22 protein-coding genes and 1 pseudogene are annotated in these 25,363 nt (G+C 50.6%); 9 read left to right on the top strand and 14 right to left on the bottom strand.

Translation table 11 applies throughout. From position 1 onward, the window contains the following. The first annotated feature begins 9 nt into the window (after positions 1 to 9). From B1C80_RS21300 to B1C80_RS21285, 5 genes are all read left to right on the top strand, one after another. Positions 10 to 2,454, top strand: coding sequence for an ABC transporter permease (locus B1C80_RS21300; protein ID WP_077923237.1), 2,445 nt, complete (start codon positions 10 to 12; stop codon positions 2,452 to 2,454). 48 nt (positions 2,455 to 2,502) lie between these two features. Beyond that, complete coding sequence (locus B1C80_RS21295) at positions 2,503 to 4,899, top strand: ABC transporter permease (RefSeq protein ID WP_369822729.1); 2,397 nt, start codon at positions 2,503 to 2,505, stop codon at positions 4,897 to 4,899. A gap of 60 nt (positions 4,900 to 4,959) precedes the next feature. Beyond that, positions 4,960 to 7,353 carry an ABC transporter permease gene (locus B1C80_RS21290; RefSeq protein WP_077923236.1) on the top strand — a complete coding sequence of 798 codons (2,394 nt, stop codon included), beginning with the start codon at positions 4,960 to 4,962 and terminating at the stop codon, positions 7,351 to 7,353. Positions 7,354 to 7,498: 145 nt separating this feature from the next. After that, positions 7,499 to 7,672: a hypothetical protein gene (locus B1C80_RS28780; protein WP_236648876.1), complete on the top strand. Its 174-nt coding sequence runs from the start codon at positions 7,499 to 7,501 to the stop codon at positions 7,670 to 7,672. A 58-nt stretch (positions 7,673 to 7,730) separates the two neighbouring features. Beyond that, the gene (locus tag B1C80_RS21285; RefSeq protein WP_077923235.1) at positions 7,731 to 8,036 is read left to right on the top strand and encodes a LytTR family DNA-binding domain-containing protein; all 306 of its coding nucleotides are present in this window, start codon (positions 7,731 to 7,733) and stop codon (positions 8,034 to 8,036) included. 594 nt (positions 8,037 to 8,630) lie between these two features. Here the strand turns inward: B1C80_RS21285 and B1C80_RS21280 are convergent. The 4 genes from B1C80_RS21280 to B1C80_RS21265 form a co-directional block, all read right to left on the bottom strand. Then, positions 8,631 to 8,969: an EthD domain-containing protein gene (locus tag B1C80_RS21280; RefSeq protein ID WP_077923234.1), complete on the bottom strand. Its 339-nt coding sequence runs from the start codon at positions 8,967 to 8,969 to the stop codon at positions 8,631 to 8,633. Positions 8,970 to 9,155: 186 nt separating this feature from the next. Next, entirely contained in the window at positions 9,156 to 10,061 is a 906-nt protein-coding gene (locus B1C80_RS21275) for an AraC family transcriptional regulator (protein WP_077923233.1), read from the bottom strand. A 758-nt stretch (positions 10,062 to 10,819) separates the two neighbouring features. Continuing rightward, positions 10,820 to 11,713: an NAD(P)H-binding protein gene (locus tag B1C80_RS21270; protein WP_077923232.1), complete on the bottom strand. Its 894-nt coding sequence runs from the start codon at positions 11,711 to 11,713 to the stop codon at positions 10,820 to 10,822. Between the two features lie 4 nt (positions 11,714 to 11,717). After that, positions 11,718 to 12,155: a nuclear transport factor 2 family protein gene (locus B1C80_RS21265; protein ID WP_077923231.1), complete on the bottom strand. Its 438-nt coding sequence runs from the start codon at positions 12,153 to 12,155 to the stop codon at positions 11,718 to 11,720. Between the two features lie 158 nt (positions 12,156 to 12,313). Between B1C80_RS21265 and B1C80_RS21260 the strand changes: the two genes are divergently transcribed. Continuing rightward, a complete protein-coding gene (locus B1C80_RS21260) occupies positions 12,314 to 12,697 on the top strand; it encodes a helix-turn-helix domain-containing protein (RefSeq protein WP_077923230.1) in 384 nt (127 codons plus the stop codon). Positions 12,698 to 13,273: 576 nt separating this feature from the next. On the opposite strand, the gene B1C80_RS21255 is transcribed toward B1C80_RS21260, so the two are convergent. From B1C80_RS21255 to B1C80_RS21245, 3 genes are all read right to left on the bottom strand, one after another. Beyond that, on the bottom strand, positions 13,274 to 14,188 hold the full coding sequence (locus B1C80_RS21255; protein WP_077923337.1) for an AraC family transcriptional regulator: 915 nt from the start codon (positions 14,186 to 14,188) through the stop codon (positions 13,274 to 13,276). A 50-nt stretch (positions 14,189 to 14,238) separates the two neighbouring features. After that, the gene (locus B1C80_RS21250; protein ID WP_077923229.1) at positions 14,239 to 15,240 is read right to left on the bottom strand and encodes an aldo/keto reductase; all 1,002 of its coding nucleotides are present in this window, start codon (positions 15,238 to 15,240) and stop codon (positions 14,239 to 14,241) included. A gap of 387 nt (positions 15,241 to 15,627) precedes the next feature. Next, on the bottom strand, positions 15,628 to 16,044 hold the full coding sequence (locus B1C80_RS21245; protein ID WP_077923228.1) for a helix-turn-helix domain-containing protein: 417 nt from the start codon (positions 16,042 to 16,044) through the stop codon (positions 15,628 to 15,630). 102 nt (positions 16,045 to 16,146) lie between these two features. Here B1C80_RS21245 and B1C80_RS21240 point away from each other — a divergent pair, with 102 nt between their 5' ends. Then, on the top strand, positions 16,147 to 17,010 hold the full coding sequence (locus B1C80_RS21240; protein WP_077923227.1) for an SDR family oxidoreductase: 864 nt from the start codon (positions 16,147 to 16,149) through the stop codon (positions 17,008 to 17,010). Positions 17,011 to 17,151: 141 nt separating this feature from the next. Here B1C80_RS21240 and B1C80_RS21235 read toward each other — a convergent pair whose 3' ends face one another. The 5 genes and pseudogenes from B1C80_RS21235 to B1C80_RS21215 all read right to left on the bottom strand — a co-directional run bounded on the left by B1C80_RS21235 (position 17,152) and on the right by B1C80_RS21215 (position 21,188). Beyond that, positions 17,152 to 18,042: an alpha/beta fold hydrolase gene (locus tag B1C80_RS21235; RefSeq protein WP_077923226.1), complete on the bottom strand. Its 891-nt coding sequence runs from the start codon at positions 18,040 to 18,042 to the stop codon at positions 17,152 to 17,154. Positions 18,043 to 18,057: 15 nt separating this feature from the next. Then, on the bottom strand, positions 18,058 to 18,612 hold the full coding sequence (locus B1C80_RS21230; protein WP_161492798.1) for a TetR/AcrR family transcriptional regulator: 555 nt from the start codon (positions 18,610 to 18,612) through the stop codon (positions 18,058 to 18,060). A gap of 467 nt (positions 18,613 to 19,079) precedes the next feature. Beyond that, positions 19,080 to 19,482 (bottom strand): annotated as a pseudogene (locus B1C80_RS28775) (ABC transporter permease); the annotation flags it as partial. An 81-nt stretch (positions 19,483 to 19,563) separates the two neighbouring features. After that, entirely contained in the window at positions 19,564 to 20,388 is an 825-nt protein-coding gene (locus tag B1C80_RS21220) for an AraC family transcriptional regulator (RefSeq protein WP_077923224.1), read from the bottom strand. Beyond that, complete coding sequence (locus B1C80_RS21215) at positions 20,385 to 21,188, bottom strand: alpha/beta fold hydrolase (RefSeq protein ID WP_077923223.1); 804 nt, start codon at positions 21,186 to 21,188, stop codon at positions 20,385 to 20,387. Before B1C80_RS21215 ends, B1C80_RS21220 begins: the two co-directional genes overlap by 4 nt. A gap of 435 nt (positions 21,189 to 21,623) precedes the next feature. Between B1C80_RS21215 and B1C80_RS28185 the strand changes: the two genes are divergently transcribed. Further along, on the top strand, positions 21,624 to 22,220 hold the full coding sequence (locus tag B1C80_RS28185; RefSeq protein WP_139361705.1) for a DUF481 domain-containing protein: 597 nt from the start codon (positions 21,624 to 21,626) through the stop codon (positions 22,218 to 22,220). Positions 22,221 to 22,449: 229 nt separating this feature from the next. Further along, a complete protein-coding gene (locus B1C80_RS21210) occupies positions 22,450 to 22,818 on the top strand; it encodes a hypothetical protein (protein ID WP_077923222.1) in 369 nt (122 codons plus the stop codon). A 366-nt stretch (positions 22,819 to 23,184) separates the two neighbouring features. On the opposite strand, the gene B1C80_RS21205 is transcribed toward B1C80_RS21210, so the two are convergent. Further along, on the bottom strand, positions 23,185 to 24,111 hold the full coding sequence (locus tag B1C80_RS21205) for an AraC family transcriptional regulator (protein WP_077923221.1): 927 nt from the start codon (positions 24,109 to 24,111) through the stop codon (positions 23,185 to 23,187). A 110-nt stretch (positions 24,112 to 24,221) separates the two neighbouring features. Continuing rightward, positions 24,222 to 24,878 carry an NAD(P)-dependent oxidoreductase gene (locus B1C80_RS21200; RefSeq protein ID WP_077923220.1) on the bottom strand — a complete coding sequence of 219 codons (657 nt, stop codon included), beginning with the start codon at positions 24,876 to 24,878 and terminating at the stop codon, positions 24,222 to 24,224. Between the last annotated feature and the right edge of the window lie 485 nt (positions 24,879 to 25,363).

Genomic DNA, 25,363 nt, shown 5'->3' with positions numbered 1-25,363 from the left:
ACCAACGCCATGCTTCGCTCTTACCTCAAAATCACCCTGCGCAGTTTTTGGAAAAACAAGGTTTTTTCAATCGTCAACATGGTCGGCCTCGCGCTGGGTATTGCCGTCTTCGGGCTAATTATGGAATATATCAGCTTTGAGCGAAGCGTCAATAGGTTTCATGAAAAGCTGCCGTCGCTCTACCGCCTGACGGGTCAGAATGAAGATGGGAACGTGTATACCGATATGGCCCCGGCCATTGCCCCACTGGTGAAGCAAACGTTTCCCGATGTGCGTGCGTACTGCCGCATTGCCGAGCATTCGGCCAACGGAATCATTACCGCAGAACGAACCAAGGGGGCGCCACAGGCTTTCCGGGAAGACAAACTGGTGTATGCCGATGCGAGTTTCTTCACACTCTTCACGTTTCCGCTCGTGCAGGGCAGAGCCGCTATGGCCCTGCTTCAGCCCAACACGGTGGCCCTGTCGGCGACAAAGGCCCGGACCTATTTTGGCACCGATAAGGCCGTTGGACGGTCGCTGACGCTCAACAACCGATTTGGCAAGACCCTCTACACCGTGTCTGCCGTTTATGCCGATATGCCGCCCAACTCTGATTTTCAGTTCGACGCGGTGTTTTCGCTACAAACGCTGGCCAACCCCGCCAACCTCAATGGCAACGACTGGGCGCGGCTCGACGGGTTCAACGGGAACTACCTGACCACGTTTCTTCAGCTAACCGAACCTAAAGGCCCCGGCACCGCCGATTATCACGCACTGGAAGCCAAGTTCAACGCTTACAAAAAACAAGCCACCCCCGACGATAAGAGCATTCTACTGCTTCAGCCCGCTACCACCATGCACCTGGCCGCTTCGCTGAGTACGCCCTACCGGACTGCGGGAAGCTTAGGGTTCATTTACCTGCTCGGCGGCATCGCGGGCCTGATTCTGGTGATCGCCTGGTTTAACTACGTGAATCTATCGACGGCCGGGGCACTCAAAAGGGCCAAAGAAGTAGGCGTTCGGAAGGTGGTTGGCGCGGGAGTGGGGCAACTCATGGGGCAGTTTCTGGGCGAATCGGTACTGCTCAATGGGCTGGGTGTAGGGCTGGCTTTGGCGCTGATGGTGACTCTGCAGCCTTTTTATAATGATTTTGTGCAGCAGGATTTATCAGTAGGTATGTTGGCATCGGGTGGTTTTGGACTGGCCGGGCTGGGGCTGCTCCTGGTCGGCACGTTGGCATCGGGCGGCTACGTGGCCTTCGCGTTGGCCTCGTTCCAACCCCGACAAACCCTGAAAGGCAGCCAGCAGGCAGGGAGCGGGTGGCTGCGGCAGACGCTGGTCGTGGCGCAGTTCAGCGCGTCGGTAGCCCTGATGGTCGGTACGTTCGTGCTCTACCGCCAATTGCAGTATATGCAGCGCACGAACCTCGGCGTTCAACTGGCCCAGCGAGTCGTGATTCAGCGACCGTCGGTTGGGGAGGAAGCGGCCCTAAAACCCCGCATGAATGCGCTGGAACAGCAGCTTTTGCAACGGCCCTACGTAAAAAGCTTTTGCCTGACGGGCAGCGCACCTGGTAACCCGCATGACTTCTCCACAACGGGCATTGCCAAACAGAACCCACGCCCGCAAGCCGACAAACAAGGCTACTCAATGGGCGTTATCGACAACCGTTTTCTGGCTACCTACGGTATTCAACTGGCCGCTGGCCGGAACTTCACCCAGCAGGAGGCCGAACTGGCCTGGGAGAAAAGTGCGAAACTACTTGTCAACGAAACGGCGGCCCGGCAGTTGGGGTTTGCCTCGGCTGCCCAGGCGGTTGGTCAATCCATTAACTGGGGAACGACTGGCTACGAAATTGTGGGGGTGGTAAACGACTATCATCATCAGGGATTGCGGCAGTTGATCGACCCCGTTATTTTCCTGCCCCGTCGTTCGGTGGGTGATTTAACCATACAACTCACCACCGACGATCTGCCGCGCAAACTGGCTGAGTTAGAGCGGCTGTACAAGGCTGCCTATCCCGGCAACCCTTTTGCCTATTATTTCGTGGATGACCATTACAATCAGCAGTACCGCCGTGAGCAGCAATACGGGCAGGTGTTCACCATCGCGTCGGTGCTGGCCATTTTCATCGCCTGCCTGGGCCTGTTTGGTCTGGCGACGTTCACCGCCGAGCAGCGCACCAAAGAGATCGGCGTTCGTAAAGTGCTGGGGGCTAGTGTTGCCAGTATTGTTACGCTGCTCTCCAAAGACTTTCTGAAACTGGTGCTGGTGGCTATTGTCGTTGCCTCACCCCTGGCCTGGTATGCCATGAATCGGTGGCTACAGGACTTCGCCTATAAGATCGACATCGAGTGGTGGGTGTTTGCGCTGGCCGGAACACTGGCCGTGACTATTGCCCTGCTGACGGTGAGTTTTCAGAGCGTCAAAGTGGCCCTGATGAATCCGGTCAAATCGTTACGTAGTGAATAAATGCTCAGAAGTATGCTGACGAACTATCTCAAAATCGCTTGGCGGAATTTGCTCCGTAATAAGATCTTTTCGGCTATCAACATCGTCGGGCTGGCGGTTGGACTGGCTACCTGTCTGCTTATCGTTCTCTTCGTGTTGCACGAACTGAGCTACGACCGTTACCATACCCACGCTGACCGCATCTACCGCATGACTACCCACGGACGGATAGGCGGAACCGACATCAACGCGGCAGGGGCTGGCGCACCTGCGGCATCGGCATTAGTCCGGGATTATACGGGTGTCGAAGCAGCCACGCGCTTAAATACGGATGGTTCGTTTATCGTCAAGCACGGCACGGATAGTTTTAAGGAAGAACACGTTGCGTTCGTCGATTCCAACTTTTTTACCATCCTGTCCATTCCGCTGGCAACGAATTATTCGGGCATAAATCCGAAAACGATGCTCACCGAACCCAACACAGTGGTGCTGACCCAGACAACGGCCCGCAAGTATTTTGGCGATCAAAACCCGGTTGGTCAAACGCTGACGATGGGCGATAAGGGCGCGTTTCGGGTGACGGGCGTATGCGAAGACGTACCGTCGAACACACATTTCCACTATGATTTTTTCTGTTCGATGCGCTCCATAAAACAGAGCGGCAAGTGGCTGAACGACGCGATGCACACCTACCTGCTGTTGCGAGAGGGCTACTCCGTTGACCAACTCCGGGCCAAAAGCACTGAAATGGTGGCGCGGTATATCGGGCCGGAATTACCGCAGTTTCTGGGAATCAGTCTGGCAGAATTCCTCCGTAAGGGTGATCAGCTCCGGTTTCAGTTTCAACCCATTACCGACATTCACCTGCACTCAGACTATGAAGATGAACTTGAACCCAACAGCAATGTCCAGTACATCTACATCTTCGTGGCCATTGCCGGATTCATCCTGTTGCTGGCCTGTATCAACTTCATGAACCTGTCAACGGCGGGTTCGGCGGGGCGGGCCAAAGAGGTGGGCGTGCGGAAGGTGATGGGGTCGGAACGGGGGCAACTGATGGGTCAGTTTCTGGCTGAATCGGTATTGCTGACGTTTCTGGCCCTGCTACTGGCGTTGGTTTTGGTGGCCGTGTTGTTGCCGGGGTTCAATCAGTTGGCGGGCAAACAGTTCGGAATCGGGGCTATCGTATCCGGTTGGATGTTGCCGGGCATTGGGCTGGCCTGCCTGCTGATTGGCTTGCTGGCGGGGAGTTATCCGGCCTTTGTGCTGTCGGCATTCCGGCCCGTGAGCGTGCTGAAAGGCCGTGCCGTAAACATTGGCGCACGGAGCGGCTGGCTGCGCAATACATTGGTTACGGTGCAGTTTGTGGTATCCATCACTATGATTGTCAGCACGATACTCGTTTCCCGGCAACTGAACTATATCCAGAACAAGAAAGTGGGCTTTGATAAAGAGCAGGTGCTGATTCTCAATGACACCTATACGCTGGCCTCGAAACTGGATGCGTTCAAAGCCGAAATAGCCAAACTCTCGCCTGTGGTGCGGGTTACGTCGGCGGGGTACATGCCCGCCGGTTCGTCCAACAGTGGAAACAATGCGTTTCAGCCCGACAACGGATCGGTCCAGCCCGAAACCTACCGCAACCGCCACTATTTCGTTGATGAAGATTATCTCCCTACGCTGGGCATTGGCCTGGCTCAGGGCCGTAATTTCTCCAAAGCCTTTCCGTCCGACAGTTCGGCGATACTGATCAATGAAGCAGCCGCCCGACAATTCGGCTGGAAAAACCCGATTGGCCAGCGGCTCAAAACGGCCGGCGATGGGAGTGGCGAAATCCAGCGACTGTACACCATTGTGGGCGTAGTGCGGGATTTCCACTTCGAGTCGATGCGGCAGCGAGTTGCCCCGTTGGTCCTGTTTCGTGGACAGGATAATTACCAGATGGCTCTGCGGGTGAAAACCGACGATATGCCCGCCCTGCTGAAAACGATTGAGCAACGCTGGAAAGCGCAGACTGATATGCCATTTACCTATTCGTTCCTGAGCGAACGCTTCAGCCTGATGTATGCTTCGGAGCAGCGCGTGGGGCAGTTGTTTGGCATCTTCGCGGGGCTGGCCGTGCTGATTGCCTGTCTGGGTCTGTTCGGTTTAGCGGCCTTCACCACCCGGCAGCGCACCAAGGAAATCGGGGTTCGGAAAGTGCTGGGAGCCTCAGTGGCCAGCATCATTACGTTGCTCAGCAAAGACTTTCTGAAACTGGTGCTGATTGCGATCGTGATCGCGTCGCCCATTGCGTGGTACGCTATGAACCGGTGGCTACAGGACTTCGCCTATAAGATCGACATCGAGTGGTGGGTGTTTGCCCTGGCAGGTTTTCTGGCGGTGGGCATTGCGCTGCTGACGGTGAGTTTTCAGAGTATCAAGGCGGCCCTGATGAACCCGGTGAGATCACTACGTTCCGAATGATGAATGCCACAGTCGTTATCAGCTCATTCATCATTTATCACTCATCATTTTTTAAGAATCATGCTGACGAACTACCTCAAAATCGCCTGGCGGAATCTCGCCAAGAACAAACTCTTTTCGGGTATCAATGTGTTTGGCCTGGCCCTCGGTATGGCCTGTAGTTTGCTCATTGGCCTGTGGGTGAGCGACGAACTGAGCTACGACCGGTTTCTCCGCAATGCCGAAGCGATTCATTACGTGCGGGTCAATTTTCAGCATCCGGTCACGGGCGAAATAGCAACAAACTCTGTTACCCCCGGCCCACTCCAGGAAGTCATTGCGAAGAATATCCCCGAAGTAGCTGCTGTGACGAAGATCAACTACGGCCCGGAGTTACTACTAAAATCGGTGGGGCCATCGGCTGCCGACAAGTCAGATAAAGTAAAGGGGTATTATGCCACCGACGATTTTTTTGGCGTGTTCGACCTGCCGGCGCTGGCCGGTAACCCCAAAGCTGCGTTGGCTCAAACCAATCAGATTGTCATTACCCGCGCCGTTGCGGAGAACTTCTTTACCGGATCAGGCACCGACTACCAACAAGCCCTCGGCAAAACACTTCAGCTCGACAACGACAAACTCTACGTCGTTGGCGCCGTGATCGAAAACCTGCCGCATGCGTCCAGTCTGCAATTTGGCTGGCTCGTAAACTGGAAGGTGCAGCAGCAGGACTGGATGACAAAGTGGGGAAATGTCAGCTTTTATACGTTTGTCAGACTACAGCCCAACGTAACGATGGCCCAGGCCGAAACGGCCATGAAGATGATTTATCCCCGCTTTGCCGGCAAAAATTTCGACATAGGAAGGCCGGTGCTGCAACCGATCACGGACCTGCATCTGTATGCCGACTATAAAAATGGAAAGGCTGTAGGCGGTCGCATCGAGTACGTGCGAATTTTCTCGTTGGTAGCCCTTTTTATTTTGCTGATTGCCTGTATCAACTTCATCAATCTGGCCACGGCCCGCTCAGCCCTGCGGGCCCGCGAAGTAGGGGTTCGGAAAGTGGTAGGCGCCTTGCGATCGTCGCTGATCGGGCAGTTTCTGAGTGAGTCGATGCTGACCAGTTTGCTGGCGGTTGTACTGGCGATTGGGCTGGTCTGGCTGGTCTTGCCAACCTTCAACACCACATTTGGAAAACAACTGGCCATCGACCTGGCGAGTCCGGCTTTCTGGTTAAGTCTTGCCGGGCTGGTCTTGATTACGGGCTTTCTGTCTGGAAGTTATCCAGCCCTGTTTTTGTCGGGATTGCAGCCGGTCAGGATCCTGAAAGGTAAAATGCAACTTGGCCATGGCCCCGCTCTATTCCGAAAAACACTGGTCGTTTTTCAGTTTTCGCTGTCCATTTTCCTGATTGCGGGTGTGCTGGTCGTTGGTCAGCAGATGATGTACCTGCGCACCAAAAACCTGGGTCTCGACCGGGAAAACCTTATTTACATGCCGCTGGAAGGCACGTTGACCGAAGGTAATAAAACGGAAGCATTCCGGCAGGAGGTGATGCGTCAGCCATCGGTAGTGACGGCCACCACATCCAGCGATCTGCCCATGAACGTACAGAATTCATCCGGCGATCTGGAATGGCCGGGTATGACGCAAACCACCGAAAGCAACGTATCGATTTTACAGGTAGGGGGCGATTTTATCCGGACAATGAATATAAAGTTGCTTGATGGCCGTGATTTCAGAACGACGGGTCTGGCCGATTCATCCAGCTATATTATCAACGAAGCGGCTGCCCGGATGATGTCGATGAAATCGCCGGTAGGGCAGGAGGTGAAATTCTGGCGGGGAAAAGGGCGTATTATCGGCTTGATGAAAGACTTTCACCTAAAGTCGCTCCACGAAGCCATTAGCCCTGTCATTCTGCTGTATAATCCGTTGGGAAACAGCTACCTGCTGGTGAAATCCCGCGCCGGGAAAACCCCACAGACCATCGCCGATCTCGAACGCCTGGCCAAACAGGTCAACCCCAACTACCCCTTCACGTACCATTTCGTGGATGAAGCGTACGAAAAGCTTTACAGTGCTGAGCAGCAGGTCAGTACACTGGTCAATTATTTCGGGATACTGGCCATTCTGATCTCGTGTCTGGGTCTGTTTGGGCTCGCGGCCTTCACTGCCGAACAGCGCACCAAAGAGATTGGCGTCCGTAAAGTACTGGGTGCCAGTGTTGCCAGTATTATCGGGCTGCTCTCCAAAGATTTTCTGATGCTGGTTATGATCGCGCTTGTGCTGGCTTCGCCACTGGCCTGGTATGCGCTCAGGCAATGGCTTGGTACGTTTGAATACCGCACCGATTTGTCGTGGTGGGTCTTCGCGCTGGCGGGTTTGCTGGCCGTGGGCATTGCGCTGCTAACGGTGAGTTTTCAGAGTATCAAGGCGGCCCTGATGAACCCGGTCAAGAGCCTGCGCTCTGAATAAATTGCTACTTACCAACGCCCCCTTGTGGCCGTTCTCTGATGGCCACAAGGGGGGCGTTGGTGGTTGACAGACCACAAGTGCACATCTGAGTGCTGGCTTACTGTTAGCGAACCACATAGACCCGGCGTGGGGCCACGTAGACCGGATGCGGGGCTATTACGATGAGTATGCGCTGAAAGCCTTCCAGCTCAACAGCATCGACTACTTGCTGAAACCCCTGGAAGAAGCCGACCTGAAACGCAGCCTGGACAAACTGGCCACCCTGCGGGAACACCTGGGCGACTGGCCCCAGAAACTCCTGAACTGGTTCGGCCAGTAGCCCCCCCGCCCGGCCGTCGGGCGGAAAAACCAGCTTTCTGGTGTCGCTCAAGGGCTAAATGTTTCCCGTATCCACGCAGGAGGCCGCCTATTTTACCATTGAGGATGGGCTGTCGTGCATGATTACCTTCGACGGGCGTAAACTGCCGCTGCCGCAAACGCTCGATGTGATTGAGGAGCAACTGGACCCACACCAGTTTTACCGGGCCAACCGCCAGTATCTGATTGCCTTTGGGGCCGTGAAAGAGGTAGAGCCATATTATACCCGCAAACTGGCCGTAAAGCTGAAAAGTGTGAAATCCGAAACCGTGTTTGTCAGCCGCGAAAAATCAACCAGCTTCCTGCACTGGCTCGAAAACCGGTAATTAGCATATTCACTGAAAAGAAGCAGAGTGCGTAGTCCTGGTGAAGTCGTATGCTACGGATAGCAGTGAACAGTTATTAAAAGAGGTGTTGTCCTACAAAACGCCCCATTTTTGAAGCAGATACATGAAGACTCTGTCGTTTCAGGCAGGAGGGTTATTTGAGAATTCAAAATTTCCCAGCTTACCAACTATTTCTTGAAAAGATTAGCTCGTTGTTCATTTTACAGCTCTCTGTACATCCTGGTGACAAATTGGTTGCCTTGAAACTGCTGCTTTTCTTAAGAAATTTGCGTGCTTTCCATTACACTATTCAACTACTTTCAGAAATAAGTGCCCTCGTATGCGTCTCCCACCGCTCACTTAGTTCTATTTAACTGCCCCATCAAGGTGCGCTTCAGGGGTAATGCCCTGACTTAGGTACGGTGTCGCCGGGGACGCCCCACTAATAGAGTCCATCTGAGAGGTCTATCAACTCTGAGTCTCGTAGAAAATGTACCGCCCGTCGACGCCCTAAGGCGCAAAACAAAGGGTTGGTCCGGGTAGGTATCCAGGGGTCGAAGTAGATAAAGCGATAGTCTTGACAATCGGCACTTGTCATCCGTCAATAACGACGAACTCTTCGGAAATGAGTATCCCACCTTGTGTCATGTCGAGGAAGTTCGAATGGTCAGGGGCAACTTTGGTCTGAAAGTTTTCGGAAAAAAACAACGCGTTCAGGTCATCCAGGCTGTCAAACCAAGTTTCCACAACCGCATCGTAGCTCGGCTCGCCAAACCCAGCGGCAGGAATGGGATAAGAAACGACGAATCGACGCATGTACTGTGCTTCGGGAATGGCTAGTAGCAGTGGCACATGCACATCCCGGCGATAGTCTTCAAACGCCTGCTGGCTCATGCCGACCCGGCGCTTCAGGGTAAAAAGCATTTTTATCATGGCAAAAGTGGGGACTCGCACAAAGCGGATGTTGGTGAATAAACAGGGTTAAACCGCTGCACTGGGAATAGCACAAAGTCCCGCTTGAGGAAAACCTGCTGCCACCATGCGGCCCGTTTAACGACGGCAAAGGTCGGTCGATGACGTTGCCCTTGTTTACCTAATTTACAGGGATACTTACCAAATTCAAATACGCCGAAAAGCAGATGGCGCGAGTCCGGTTTGCTTTTTAAAGAAGTAATTGAAATGCGCAGGCTCGTCAAACCCTAGACTGTAGCCTACTTCGGCGATGTGCCAATCCGTGTGTCGGAGCAGGGCTTTGGCTTCACGGCTCAAGCGGTCAGCAATGTGGTCGGTAGTGGTTTTGCCGGTCGTGGCCCGCACACAGTGGTTGAGGTGGTTGGGGTGCACGGCCAACTGCCGGGCAAAATCGCGGGCCGAGCGTAAGGCAAACCGCTGGGTGGGGGACTCAATGGGAAACTGCCGTTCGAGCAACTCTAAAAACAAGGCCGTTAGGCGCGCTTTGGCATCGGGAAGCGGGTAGCTGGTATCGGCGGGCCGCAATTTGAGGGTGTAGTGCAGCAACTCAGTGGCATAGGTACGCAGCAGGTCGTATTTGAGCAGGTAGTCGGAGACGAGTTCGGTCAGCATTTTCTCGAACAAGGCACTCACCTCTACCGCTTGGGGAACCGTGAGGGGGTAGACAAGAACGCTGCCGGGCCAGAAGAACGATTGTTCGGAGAGGTTTATCCCCCCGCGTTCCTGAAAGAAGTCTTGGCGAAGAATGCAAAAAAAGCCGGTTATTTCCTCGGAGAGCAGTTGTCGGGTGTACGGTATTTGCGGGTTAAACAACAGTAATGCGGGGCCAATGGCCTCTACTCGTTGGTCGGCGTAATGATACACACTGTGACCGCGGTGTAGCAGCGCGATTTTATAAAAATCGCGACGGCTGAACTGCACTGGCTCGGAGCCCAGGATGAGTGACTCTTCCAGGCGAAATACATTGACTTGCCCCAGGTCTGTTGGCCGGGTATCCGGGGTGTTTTGGAAGTGGTGCTGATAAAATTCGGGGAGACCTTCGGGCTTCGACATGTGGTAAACTTACCAAATTCACCTTTGCTGGTAAAGTAACATTCTTTAACGGTGGACATAGACGCTTAACTGTGCTTCGGGAGAGTCATTCATCGTTTGGACTTGGATATGCCCAGGGTAAACGGATACGAGGTACTGAGGCCATGACAAAACACGGCCACTCTGCAAGCGATTTTGATACTTATCTTGAGTGGCACTCGGGATGAAAACACCGTTCGTATGGCCTATGAATCAGGAGCAAATTGCTTTAGAAGTAAACCCAATGCCATTACGGGTTTTGACCACCTATTGACACTAACCTACGAATACTGGCTAAAAACGGTCCCTACCCTTCGACATCCCTGAAGTCGAAGCTACCCAAAGAAGACGATTTGTATAAACATCTGAAGGAACGATACACCACTGCAACGACCCTTATCCCTGAAAGGTGACTGTTACGAAACGGAAAATTATCACTTCAAACGCCCCATTTCTGAAGCAGATATATGAAACTTGCTTCGTCTCTAGAAGGGGGATTTTGTGAGAATAATCAACTTATATCTTCCTCCAACGGATGGTAAGCCACTGCTGGCAGCTGTACACGTCAAGTAACCTATAGCTGTCAAGTGCAGCAAGCATGGCTAACCCCTATGCACAATAAGGATATCCCGATTCCATATCGACGGGCGTAGCCGCGGGGCCTGCAAACTGCTCCCTGCAGGCGAAGAAGCAAGTATGCAGACCTCGGTCGCCAGCGTGTCACCGATTACGTCGTTGTTCTACCACACGGCATCGGCTAACAACGGAGCCAATTTTGTCCGCGCGAAATCTTCGAACCGGGTAGGGGTATGGGCTTCCGGGGTGCGGGGGGTAGCATAAGCCCCATTGGGGTCGCCCAGGGCAACAAACAAATCAAGCAGTTCCTGCTGGACGGTTTCGGTAAGGCCCCCCTGTCGTAACTGATCTTGTACGGTTTCCAACGCAAGCCGCTCGTACCGGATGGGGTGGCCAAGGGCGTTCGACAACCGTACGGCCACCTCCCGGAGGGTAATGTTTTCCGGTCCCATCAGGTTGAGCGTCCAATGACCGGCCCAGGTTGGGTCGAGCAGGTAGCGAGCGGCTGCATCGCCGATGTCATCCGTACTAATGAAGGGAATATCATGGTCGGGATCGTACGTGAAATGAAAGGCGCCCTGCTCCAATAAGCTATGCGTTTGAAGCAGCAAATTTTCCATGAAATAACCCGGACGTAGCGTCAGGACATTGGTCGGGAGTGCGTTGAAGGCCCGCTCCGTATCGCTAATGAAACTGATTGTGCCTAAGTTTTCGCCCGCTCCGGCTCCCAGGGACGACACCAGCACCACGCGTTTGATCTCATTCCGGCTAACGGCCGCAACCCCTGCCTGCGTTACCCGTCGGTACCAATCGGCTAAACTGCCAACGTGGTTCACCGGCGGTACTATCCAAAGCAAGGCATCACAGTCCCTCGTGGCTGCCGTGACCTGATCGACATCGCTCACATCAGTAATCGAAAGTATGGCCCCGTCGATGCCCAGGGCGGTTAGTTTGGCTGCGTCCCGACCCAGCAGGACAGGTGTCGCTCCTCCGGCGGCTACGGCACTGGCGACCCGGCTACCAATATTTCCGGTAGCCGCTGCAATGGCAATTTTCATTTGATCAGGATTTTAGGAGGGGCGTAGTAAGCGTATCCTGACCAGACGCTTGCAGAAAAGCAACTGGATTCCAGTACTCCCGGTACCGGCTAAACTGGTTGCCAGCGATCGTGAAAAACATCACATAATCCTGGCGGTACAGATTGCCGGTTGCGGGCATCGTTGTTTCCCCGTGAACCTCCGCCCAGTATGTATAAGGCTGTTGAAGCGGGTAAACCCGAACATTAGAAAATGCGATGCCAGGCATCTGAGGCAGAATATTCTGTAAGTGAGCCCGGTAGTTGTCCTTATTGAGCCGGGCCGGTACACCGATAGTGTGCGCGTAGGGGTACTCAATAAAAGCGTCGTCGGTAAATAAGTCGATGACGGTTTGCCAGTCCTGATTAAAGGCATCCAGTAATGTCTGGAAGAGGGCCTGCCCCTGATTTGGATTCGTTTTCATAGCATTGACGTTATTCTTTTGCAAAAGTGTAGCCAATACTTTACTTTAGATAGTAGGCACCCGAAAGTGGTGTAAGTACCCTAGGGAACTATATGGACAAATACATCGGAGAAGGCTCTATGGAGAATCAAAATTTTTTAGACTTACAGAAATCGTTGATGGTAAAATCCATTCTTGATGAAAGTTGCATCCTCAATCAGTCGCTGACGCTGATTGCGGATAAGTGGACGCTCCTGATTTTAATGGCCCTGATGCAGGGCACCAAACGCAACAGCGAACTCAATCGGCAGATCAACGGGATTTCGCCCAAAATGCTGACCCAAACGCTGAAAACACTCATCCGCTACGGCATGATCGAGCGGACGGTGTATCCCGAAGTACCACCCCGCGTCGAGTATACGCTCACCGAATTTGGGAAAAGTACCGCCGACCCGCTGATGGCTCTGCTGAAGTGGTCGGTAGACTGGGAAGAGCAGTTGACCACGTTATACAAAAACCGCCAAACGGGGCCAGCCGGAAACGATCAATCGGCTACAAACTAAACTGGCAGGCCGATGGCCAGGTCATCATGACTGTGCGAACACCTATAGTCCTGATGACCAGGCTATCGGTCAACGCCCTGCGTTTTGGGACAGCATTAAGCCTAAAGAAGGTTTAGTAGGGGTTTTGTGTCAAGTAGAAACGAAATAGTAACTTACTTTTGATCGACTACTTAACACCACCGGGTCAGACTAGTGGCTTCGAAGCAAAGACATATGCCAAACCTATTCCACACTAGGGTTATAGTGATCGGTCGGAATGCCAAGCGTGGCCCGGCCTGGATTGGCCCGGCCAAGCGTGGCCCGGCCAATCCAGGCCGGACCACCACAGGTGCGGGACGATTAAGCATGTATTCGTAGGGTACGTAGTAGAGTTGATATGTATTAAAACTAGCTTTCCACTTAATTGAGCGTTAGAAGGGAATACAAATCAACTTTGACTTTGTTTCCCTAAGCTTAGAAAAGTGTTGATTTCTGCAAAAAACAAGACTTGTAGGGCCGCATTTTGAGTAATGTGTCCTTAGGCCAAAGAATTAGTAAGGAAGAGCTTTTTGAAACTACACTATACTAATTCATCGCTTAATTAAACGATTGTCGGTATTGTAAGGGAGTCACGTTAGTCTTGTTCTTGAACAACCGGCTGAACGATTGTGGAAAAGTAAAACCTAGTCGCAAGCCTATTTCGCTAACGCTTAACCTAGTTTGCGTGAGCAATTCTTTGGCCCTTTCGATAACGTAGCGATGAATGTGCTGCTGGGTGTTTTGACCCGTATACGTTTTCAGAAGGTCGCTTAAATAGCTATCCGAGTAATTCATCTTTTCGGCCAGATAGGAGACTGAAGGCAACCCTTCGCTCAGGGTCTTATCACTGGCAAAGTAATCTGATAAGATGGTTTCCAGCCGGATCAGTACATCATGACTAATTGGCTTCCTGGTTATAAACTGCCGACTGTAAAATCGTTGCGTGTAACTCAATAACAGGTAAAGATGGGCTATAAGCACAGCTTCGGAATACTGGTCAATCCGAGAGTTAATTTCATGCCGAAGCATATTCATCACCGAAATCATCAACGTTTCTTCCTGATCTGACAAGTGAAGTGCCTCATTAACGGTGTAGTCGAAAAAACCATACTGCTTTATTCGCTGACAGAAAGGATGCCCTCGGATGAAATCGGGATGGAACACGACACACCAGCCGCTTGGTTTGTGATCGTCGGTAATGTTACTCGTCACTTGGCCTGGCGCGGTGCAAAACAGGATGCCTTCGTCAAAATCACAGTAGCCCTGTCCGTAGCGCACTTTACCCGTTACATTGCGTTTCAGCGAGATGCAATACAGGTCAAGTAGAAGTGTTGGCGGACGTTTGTCGGCCCGGATATGATCTATGTCATCGAAATTGAAAACGCTGATCAATGGATGCACAGGTTTGGGCAATCCAAGGATCCGGTGTTGCTCCGAAATGGAATGGATCAGGTGAGGTGATTGCTGTTTCATACGCTGAGAATAAGCTGCAGGCAAGGCTTAAACCTTGCCTGCCTGATTGGCTATTGGTCAATGGCTTGCATGCCCGCCTGATCATACCGATCACCCGTCTGGGTTCCTAGCGGAATAATTGCTTCCAGACGCTCCAACTCGTCATCACTGAGCCGGATTTGGGTAGCGTCGATATTTTCGTCCAAGTAGTTCCGCCGTTTGGTACCGGGGATCGGCACAACGCCTTTCGCCAGCACCCAAGCCAGGGCCAGCTGGGACGTGGTGACCTGTTTATCGACCGCCATTCCCTTAATTTCGGCCAGCAGCTCCAGGTTTTTATAAAACTGTTCACCCTGAAAGCGCGGTAGGGAACGCCTGAAATCATCGGGGGCCAGATCGTCCGGACTTTTCAATTCGCCCGTAATGAAGCCTCGGCCAAGGGGCGAATAGGCAACAAATCCAACGCCCAGTTCGCCAAGGGCACGCAAAAGGCCTGTTTCTTCCGCGCTACGTTCGAAAAGCGAGTACTCTGTCTGTACAGCCGTAATGGGGTGGATCGCATGGGCTCGCCTAATCGTCGCTGAGGATACTTCTGACAAGCCAATGTAACGGACCTTACCTTCCTTGACTAACTCGGACATAGCTTCCACAGTTTCTTCAATGGGTACAGCCGGATCCAGCCGATGCAGATAATACAGATCAATGTAGTCCGTACCCAGGTTTTTTAAGGATCGTTCGGCTGCTTTCCTGACATAGGCCCTGTCGGCTCTGAATTGCCAGGTTATCTGATTTGCATCATCAATTTCCCAACCGAATTTGGTGGCAATGAGATAATCGTCCCGTCGGCCTTTGGTCGCTCTTGCGATCAATTGTTCGTTGATCAAGGGCCCGTATAAATCCGCCGTATCGAGAAAGTTCCCACCCCGTTCGCGGGAGCGATGAATCGTTGCAATAGCCTCCGCTTCATCCGCTTTTCCATATATATCCATGTGCGCCATAGCTGTCATACCCATGCAGCCCAGACCCAGTGCGGGTACCACTAGTCCCTGACTTCCTAACTTTACCTGTTTCATAAGACAGTATTAATCGGTTTAGTTGACCGCTACAAAAGTAGGGTAGCGCTAGGGGTGCAGATGAACCGTTTTCGGCCGGGTTGTATCCGAATTCAGGACATTAGACCTTCAGGGGCTTCAGAGAGGAACAGTTATTGACTACGTCCTATTCAGGATAGGATCGTTTGTCTTAGGAAGGAGCGTTTCAGGAGACAGACAATTTTCGAATACCTCTCAACAGCAATCCGTCGCATACGATTCCGCTCGTGGATGGGAAGACTATCATTCCTGCTGGCGGCAAGCATATAGATTGGGACTTAGGGCACGGTAAGCTGGCAATGGCCGCAAGCGTAGAAAAGTGGGTTTAGAATCCCGCTGCTTTCTGGGGTAGGGACACAACACGCTTAGTTAAGCCAGGGCCTTTTCGCGGGCGAGCCGTTGATACCGCTCAACAGCCGCGTCTTTCCCGGCCTCCAGTTCTTCCATCAAGCCAGGGTCGACGACGGTAGAACCATGTTTGCTGCCCCACTGAACGAGCGCTATAATAATGGGTATGGTATCTACCCCTTTTTCTGTCAGGCGGTAGGTGAACTTCGATTTCTTATCCGAAGCCACGGACTTGCTCAAGATGCCTTGCGACTCCAGGACCGCCAAACGATCGGCCAGAACGTTAGTCGCTATTTTTTCCGCTGACTGCACAAATTCCCCGTACGTAGACTTCCCCGCGAACACCATATCCCGCAGAATGAGTAAGCTCCATTTATCCCCCAGTATGTCAAGCGCTGTGCTGACGGGGCAGGTAGACCGCTGTTTTAGCTCCTTCATACAAACAATTTGTCCTTTCACTTGCAAAAAGCAAGTAATTTATTTTACCTTTACACTTGCAAATTGCAAGTAAATATACGTGAATTTTTAGTTCGGTTGATCATGATTCTAGTAACTGGAGCCACTGGTGGGTTAGGCCACCAAATCATCGACGTTTTGCTCACCACTACCCCGGCCACCGAAATAGCCGCCCTGGTGCGTGACGTTAATAAAGCTACCGACCTGGTGAAGCGGGGCGTAGACGTCCGGCAAGCCGACTATGTTGACTATCCCGCGCTCGTGCAAGCCTTCCGGGGCGTCGATAAGGTGCTGCTTGTTTCCGCCGTGGCCTTTACCGACCGGGTACGTCAGCACCGCAATGTCATCGATGCGGCTAAGCAAGCCGGGGTGAAGCACCTGTTTTACACCAGTATTCAACGCGATACAAACTTTGTCCTGTCGCAGGTCACCGAAAGTGACCTGGCCACGGAAGCCTACCTCAAAGCGTCCGGGCTGACATACACCATTCTAAAAAACGGCTACTACCTGGAAGGCCTTGAGTCGATGATCGGGAGTGAGTTACCGGACACCGAGATTCGTTTCCCGGCCGGCGAAGGTAAGATAGCGTTCGTTAAGCGGACTGAACTGGCCGCTGCCACGGCTGCCCTACTGACCAGTGAAGGGCATGACAACCAGGATTATACCCTCTCCGGGAGCGAAGCCTATTCGTTTCACGATATTGCCCGGGAGCTCTCCGCGTTAGCGGGTCGGCCCATCGTTTACCAAAGTAGCGAGCTGGCTACCTACGTCGCGCAGAAAGTAGCTGAAGGTTTCCCCGACTTCGTCGCCACCTTCGTTGCCCAGTGGGGTGCCGCCACCCAAGACGGCATGCTGGCCGGCACGCACGATACGGTCGAGCGTCTGCTGGGCCGTAAGCCAACGTCGCTGCGGGAGTACCTGAAAACGACTTATTTTCCGGGTACCTAACCCTTGAAGTGGCGGGCAATTCTTCTGTATGTATTCATCCAGCTCAGGCCAGTGAACTTCCTTCAGGAGTCCACTGGCTTGATCGCAGCCTATTTATACGATTATTTTAACCCGCTAAAAATCAGGTATTTAATACCCTGCCTAGCCAAGAAAATCCTGGATGAATCTGATCGTTTCCAGGGGCCTCTCCTCCTGCACAAAATGGCCTGATCCTTCTATTTCTTTTATGTCTAACTGGTCAATGTAAGGGGGTAAGGCATACGAAAGCATCTGGTAGCCAGCTCGACCCGCTAGGCCAAGGGTGGGGGCCTCGATTCGCTTGCCCTTACTATCGTCAATGTCTTCAGGAAAGGTCTGGTACCAGCCATTGGAAGCTCTAATAGCATCCTGGCTGGTATAAGCCTGGGCATACACTTGCCGGTCAAACGCGTTTATGGCCGTCTTGTCCTCCAGCAGTTGGTCAAAAAGCCAATTCTGTACGAAATGGAATCGCCCTTCCAGTACTTGTTCGGGCAGATCTCGGACTTGGTTAAAAGCGACCCACCACGGATGAACGCCCCCACCCGTGGGGAGCATGGGAAGCTTATACAGGTTCTCATCAGGATGGGGCGTGTCCAACAAAACCAGCTTTTCGGTCTTTTGAGGAAAATGGGCCGCGAAGCTGAAGGCTACAGCAGCCCCGATGTCATGACCGGCGATGTTGGTTCGCTCAATGCCCAATTGGTCGAGTAAAGCCGATACATCACCCGCCATCCCTTTTTTCGAATAGCCTGCCATCGGTTTATCCGAGCTCCCCATGCCCCGCAGCTCAACCACAATGACCTGATAACTTTCTGCTAGCAAGGGCATGATTTTGTGATAGCTCCACCAGGTTTGAGGCCAGCCCGGTAACAAGACGAGCGGCTTACCCTGCCCCCCCAGGATATAATGCAGTTGAATGCCATTAACCGTTCGATAGTTGCTGGTGAAACCGGGAAGCTGTTTGACTAATTCGCTATCGATATAGGTGTCGGATGTGTTGAGTAATTGCATACGTTGGATGGCTGGTTATTGAAGGCCGATACTTCCTTTGAATGAGGTCCATGAAAACGATTTAATGTCGTTGCGAGCAACATCGCCGGCTTGCTGGGCTTCAATAGCGATATCGACCATGCCGCCAAACAAATTGTAGATCCAAGGAATAGAGAGCTTTTTATCAATGGCTCCTTGTTGCTGAAGGATCTCGACTAACTTGAACCAGTTGGCTTTAACGTCATCATAGGCCCGTTCCTGGTTGTTGACCAGATTCGTGTACTGATTTCGCTTGAACAGTTTTTTGACAAACGAGTATTGAATCCCCACTTCCAAGGCGGCATAGAACATGTTTTCTAGCTGGATGGCAGGTTGCTGACTACTTTGATAGGCCTGCGTCATTTTGAGATTGCAAACTTGGAGCATGGTTTGTTTACATTCCTGGACTAATGTATTACGGTCGTTGAAATAGCGATGGACCGTTCGTCGGGTCACTCCGGCCATGGTAGCAATCTGTTCAATGGTGGCTGATTCATCCTGGTTAAGGGCGACAACTGCCGCTTCAATCAATTTGTCTCTCGTCACGCTCATGTCACAAAGATAGTACAAATGACTCATAAATGTGACATTTATTAGTGTATGTTATGAAATAGCCTACTCTCACTAAACGCCCGTTTTAAGGAACAGCCGTTATTTTACTTCTTGCCAGGCTAAGTAACGGTAAACCGTCGCTCGGCTTAGGTGAAATAATTGGCCAGTCTCTAAAATCGTGTGAGTTTTAAGAGAATACATAGACTTAACAGCCCGTGCTTTCGCTTAAGCTGTTGGAGCCCACCCCAACTCCTCGCCCAATCGCCACGACAAAACGAGGGGCTATTGATTGGAATATTAGGCACACCCTGTACCACTGTGGGCAGATTGGGCTCATTAAGCGGGTGGTAGATAAACGCTACGATTTCGGTTTAAGGCTAGCGAAATGACTCATTTCTCGAAGCAGACACTCACTATTCCCGCCGTCTCCCTGGGGAGGGATTCATGAGACCAGCCAGCTTGTGGCACTATGTACTTCGTAAGGACTTTACGGGCTTTATCAGGGCGGCTTTAATGCTTTGTGAACAGATGGTTAGCAGGGCAATGCTCATCGCTGGCAGACCCGCTACGGCGAACACCCACCACTCAATGTTCACCTTATAAGTAAAGTTCTCTAACCACCGATGCATGCTATACCACCCCAGCGGTGAGCTAATCACGATGGCGATAAATACCAATCTGAGAAAATCTGTACTGAGCAGCTCAACGATGCTGGGCACACTCGCGCCCAGCACTTTTGCGAACCCTAATTTCTTTTCGGCGCTGCTCGGCGGTGAACGCTGCCAGGCCAAACAGACCTAAGCAGGGAATGAAGATGGTCAGACCCGCAAAAACCGTAGACAGTGTCCCAACAGTCGTTTCGCTTTTGTAGACTTGCTGATAGGCAGTAACCAGAAGAGCCGGTTTAACCACCGGTTAGGTCGGAGATTTCGGTCGTATGATTCGGCCAGTTCAAAGATTCACGATAATCTCGGGACGTTGGGCATACTCTTGCATCAACAAACTTGGCGTAACATGGGCAAACTGCTTAAAATCTTTCGCCAAGTGGTAATAATCAGTGTAGCCAAATTTAACAGCTACGGTCAACCAATCCTGATCAGGGTGCCTTTCTTTATAATTTATCGTTTGAAAAAACCGACCAATCCGACTATAGAGTTTGGGCCCAATACCAATACGTTCATTAAATTTTCGCTCAAATTGCCGGGGACTTAGGTTGGCTTGATCCGCCAGCCAATCCAACGAAAAAGGTACTGGGTGATGAAGTAATAGCTCCCCAATCCGATCAATAGGATGAGCGTCCCGCCTGGCTTTTTTCAGCTTACTTACCATGTACTGCTCAACCCGTTCGATCATCTCAGTCTCGTCTTTCGCATTCGCCAGCTGATCATGTACGGTCTGTAGTTCCGAATTAAGGACGGATTCCCCATCACAAAACTGGCCGGTCAGCGCCGTACCTGGTATTCCTACTAGACGAAAGAGGGCCCCCGGTTGAAAAATAACCTGTACCATGAGGAAGTCGGTCTGCGCAACGCATTGAAAGTCAAGCCGGGACACTTGTTGGCCAAACAGGGCGTTCTGAGCGATAGGTACCGTTCTTCCTGTTAAGGGATCATAGGAGGTAATTAAGCCCCGAACGAAAAAGACCAGGGCTTGCTCGATCCGGGTTGGATAGGGCGTTTTGGGGAAATCAGCTGGATGATAAAACAGATTAACCAGCAGATAATTCCTTACATAAGGCTGCAGGGCCAGACAAGGACGTACTTCACGAAAGGTCATAGCGCCTGAAGAATGGCCACCAGTTTTTCGGGCATCGAGAAAAACGGGGAATGACTACTGGCTAAGGTATACATTTTCTGGATCGGTACGTTGTTCGCTATACTCCGTTTATCCAGGTCTTTAGCCCGGGTACAAAGAATATATACTTTTGGAATAGCCCCATACTGAGCATCTGACACCTGTACCGGTGTCCCCAGACAACCCATTGGTTGAGGCCCTAGATGCGCTTTGGCAAAGGCTACGTCGTCGGCTGAACAATCATGGTAAAATAATTGGGCGACTCGATCCAGATCGACCCTGGAAGTCTGCTTATCGTCCGATAGCAGAAGGCACTGACTGAGGGAGGGTTCTGTCGTAGGTTTACCCTCGGCTTTATTCAACTCCTCGGCTTTGGCAGCCAGGGCAAAAACAGACTCGCCATTTTTAGGCATAAAGGCATTCAGAAAGACCAGTTTTGCCACTTTTTCTTTACCTAAAACCTCCGCAGCCTGCGCAATAACAACGCCCGCCATGGAGTGCCCAACGAGAATAACGGGACCCGTTTGCGCCTTGGCAAGCTGAACGACCTTTTTCGTGTACTCATCCAGGGTAACCCCAGCGGGGGACGTTTTGTCGTCACCGTGCCCTGGCAAATCAATGGCTACCACCCGACTGCCATTCGTTTCGAGCAGGGGAACTACCTTTTTCCAGCACCAAGCCCCATGCCAGCCCCCGTGAACGAGCACATAGGTTCTCGATTGAGCGTTCGAAACGGTTTGACATAGTGCGGTGATTAGCAGCAGAAGAAGGCTGATTTTCATGTTTGTAGTGGTTTAATGTCCGCTACAAACCTATCCGTCTTAAGGCAAATACAACAAGTAAAAAATCGACATCTATTTCCGTGTAGTACAGCCTGTTACCGATCGTACATGCCCTGCTCTGCCAGTGTATTAAACGCTCTGTGAGAAACCGTATCCTTACTGGCCCGAATGATTGAGCAGATGTATGAAGCATTCTTTGTCTCACATTAGAGTGCATTTTGAGAATTGATATGCATTAGCCGTTTCGTATAACATCCACCAGTTGGAAGTTTCTATCAGTTTAGAACACAGTTTGGTATTTGTAAAATTCTTAGTCAATTTGTATATACTGGTATTATAGTAATGAACTATTGGTAGATTGAACCCGTCCACTACGAGTAAAGGACCGTTGAAAATGGCCTTAGGTAACATAATGTAGTTATACAACTCAACGACATGAACAAATTTTGTTTAACAGCAGGCCTTTGTCTGCTATCCTACCATTTCTCTACAGCTCAGGTAATTAACTACAAAAACTCAATTCGGGTAGGCACTGACTACATGAGTTTAGATGCCCCGGACGACTTAGGCTTTAGGTATGTCGCTCGTTATGCCCGGCACTTGGCTAATGACCGTTTTGTCTTGGAAGGGAGCCTTGGTTATCTCAGTATTGAGAACAGACGATTGGTATTTAATAATTTTTACTTTACAGGTCGGCCTCGACAACGGGTCACGGCTGATTTAACGGTTTCGTTTGATTTCCTTCGTACAGCTCGTCATGCCCTACGTTTAGGTGGGGGGCCTTCCGTCTGGTATCGGAAGGATGATCGTTTACGAGAAGCCAGATCAGTTGTCAATCAGAGCGGGCAAGTGACAGGGGTAACAATTCTTAGTGAAAAAGCGGATGAAGCAAACCTTGGATATCACGTAGCTGCTGAATACGACTACGCAATCAGCCCTCGAATTACCTTAGCTGGTAGAGTAGGTATGGCCAATCTGAGTAAGGCTGGAATTAGTTCGGCGGCCGGTGTAAATGTTGGCTACCGATTTTGACTTTTCCAAGACGAAAATCTTTTGGTCAATTTAATGATTTATAAGTTTCCTCTCCTAACATAAGCGTAGTTATTAAACGAGTCTGGGAAATGTGCAAATATCTAACCCTCAGTTAGTTTGCATTTATCGTAGACCCGTTCTATACCTAGACTTATGTTAATGAACAGAAAATAGAATTACCTAATCTTTTGTGCAGATATAGAGTTTGATTAGTGCAAAACAACCGGTTATGAAAATTACACTATATCTGCTCTTTTTGATTAATTGTTCCTTTTGCTTAGCGCAAACTAGTAAAGGAACTTATACTATTGAACGAAAAAAGAATGCCTTCGGCAATAAAAGTATAATTAGTGGTACTGTAGTCGAGTTTGCTGCCAATCAGCCGCTTAAGGTGGCCGTTGTCAAGATAGACAAGACTTTGATTCAAACCGATACGTTGGGGCGTTTTCGCTACGAAGTATCTCCTGGAAAACATCAAATACGAGCAGGGTTTATTGGCTACTACCTGATTGATGTAGGTAAAATCAGTTTACGAAAGGGGGAGCTGATCAATATCTTATTTCGAGTCGAAGAGGATACTAGACCTTTAATAGATTAGGGCCTCAAAGTTGTTGCATAAGTGGCACTATGTTAACTAAAGTACAAAGTTTCTGGCGCTAAACGCTCTGTGAGAAACCGTATCCTTACTGGCCCGAATGATTAAGCAGATGTATGAATACTTCGTCGTCTCACATTAGAGCGTTTTTGCGAGACAGTGATTTTTTCTACTATCTGTCAAAAGTAATCCGTCGCAGAACTGGTATCAGTTATGAAAGCTTTATCGTTCCCTACTGTTATCGTTTTATTTTTCACGAACGTTTTTCTTAGTGTTTATTCATTATCAGTAAATAAGGAGTGCCTTTGCAGAACGTTCACCAGGAGAAAAACAAACGATTGAACGAAGCAACTATCTATAGTTTGTCCGTCACTGGAATGATTGCCGGAATTCCAAAGGGGTCTGATGCGTCTTTTCTTTAAACAACCGGCTAAACGATTGAGGGTGTTCAAAACCTAACTGATAAGCAATCTCACTCACCGATAAACGGGTGGTCGCTAGCTTCTCTTTGGCTTTCTCTAGTAGTCGCTGGTGAATGTGTTGCTGCGTGTTAAGGCCCGTTAACTGGCGGAGTAAGCCACTTAAATAATCAGACGACGTGTTTAACTGCTCGGCAACGGCCTGCACGGTCGGCAGGCCGCTGGACAAGCGTTCTTCATCCGCCAACCAAGCCGTCAATAACTGATCTACCTGATCTAAAAGCTGATGACCACTAATGCGACGGGTAATAAATTGGCGTTCGTAAAAACGTTCCGAATAGTTCAGTAGCGCTTCCAGCTGCGTGAGAATAATTTGCTGACTAAACTTATCCAGGTTGGTCTGGTATTCCTGGTTGATATGGTCGATGAGCTGATTGAGAATCGCTTCCTCTTTATCCGATAGAAATAAGGCTTCGTTGACCCCATACCCAAAAAAATCGTACTGCCGAATTTGCCGGGCCAAGCTAGTATTCCAAAAAAAATCGGGGTGTACAAACAGCATCCAGCCCGATTGGGTATGACTGCTGAATTTCTCTACATCCAGTCCGAACACCTGACCGGGGGCCATAAAGGAAAGCACTCCCTCATCAAAGTCGTAGACCTGCTGACCGTATTTAATCTTGAGGGGTCCCCGAAACCCTTTTTTGAGCGAAATGATATATACATCGGTGACGACCAGCTTAGCCGATGCGCTAGGCAGTTCGGCAAAGGGCTTAATAAACACCACGCTTAGTAAGGGATGCTCTGGTTTAGGCAAACCGTACAGTCGATGCAGCTCACTAATAGTTCGGATTCGTTGCGGGGGGGCTTTTTCCATAACATTGCTTCATCATTGATTGCCCAACCCGTCAGGTTAGCGAGCCTGTTGGCGTTACGTCGCTATGCGTCCTAACGGTCTACTTTCGTCAACCTCTTTTTTGTCTTCTACTACGGCTGATAATAGCTTAAGTCGTAGGTGTGGATAGCCGAATTATCGCTTAAAAGGTGATAGTTATAGGTGGCACAATCGATAAAAGGAGCAATACTGAATTTCGTTTTAGACCTCGTTAAAATACCCTTGGAAGGGCCATCCCCATAGAGACCTGCCCTATGGACCATCCACTCAATATCTGGTGCTTCTTCAACCAAGTAGTTTATCACCGCTTCATTATCTCGGTGCTGCCCCAGCAACCCCGAAAAACGCACCAGGGTCTGTTTTAATAGCCAGTTCACAAACGGAAGTTCTTTTTTATATGGTCGGGTAAATCCTCCCGCCTGATACAGGAACCGTTTTACCGATTGGCGACGCATGGCAGGAATTAGTTTTCTGACAAACAAGGCATTAACAGTCTGTAGCTTCTGCATTTGCGCATCTCCCAGCATGCTTATCACAAAATCGACACCCTTCAACAGATCATCAATAGGTTCGTAATCAGTAACAGACCCTTTCACTAATTCTAGATTTGGATGGTGAATGTCTATCTTTTCTGGCTGACGAACTAATGCCTTTACTTTATGGCCATCATTAAGTACTACCGAAATAAAATGCCTTCCGGTTCGGCCTGTACCGCCAAAAACAAGATAAGTGTGTGTTGAATGAGTCATTTTACGGTTTTTTTAACGTTCCGGTTGCGCCCGAATAATCGGAGCTGCTCATCCGGGAAAGCGTGTCAATCGATTGCTACCTTAAGCAAGCGGAGATCCCCTTCTTAACACGTCACAAAGGTGGCGGTAACCCCTTTACGCCTATTAGCCAAATCCGGCTATGTTGTAACCAAAAGCAACTTGTCTATCTGGCGAAGACAACGACGACCTCAGGCCCAGGCCTTTCAAGGTATCGGGATTTGCCTCCTGGCTGCTTTCTCCTTCGCGAAATACTATATTGAAAGGACCACTTTCTTAGTCGACACTCCCTTCCGTTGCTGCTCCAGCCCGGCCTGCACATAAGCCTGGCGTATGCTACAGACACTACCGCGGTGGTGTACCACTTGACAGTCATTAAAATAAGCCGTTCAGTTAAACAGATTGTTCAAAGAGTAGATATATGCAAGCTCCTTTGTCTCACAGGGGAGCATTATTTGAGACGATTA

It is taken from the genome of Spirosoma sp. 209, from assembly GCF_002006735.1.
Taxonomy (GTDB): Bacteria; Bacteroidota; Bacteroidia; order Cytophagales; family Spirosomataceae; genus Spirosoma; species Spirosoma sordidisoli.
Note: the sequence above shows the minus strand (reverse complement) of the source record. Positions and strands in the feature narration are given on the sequence as shown.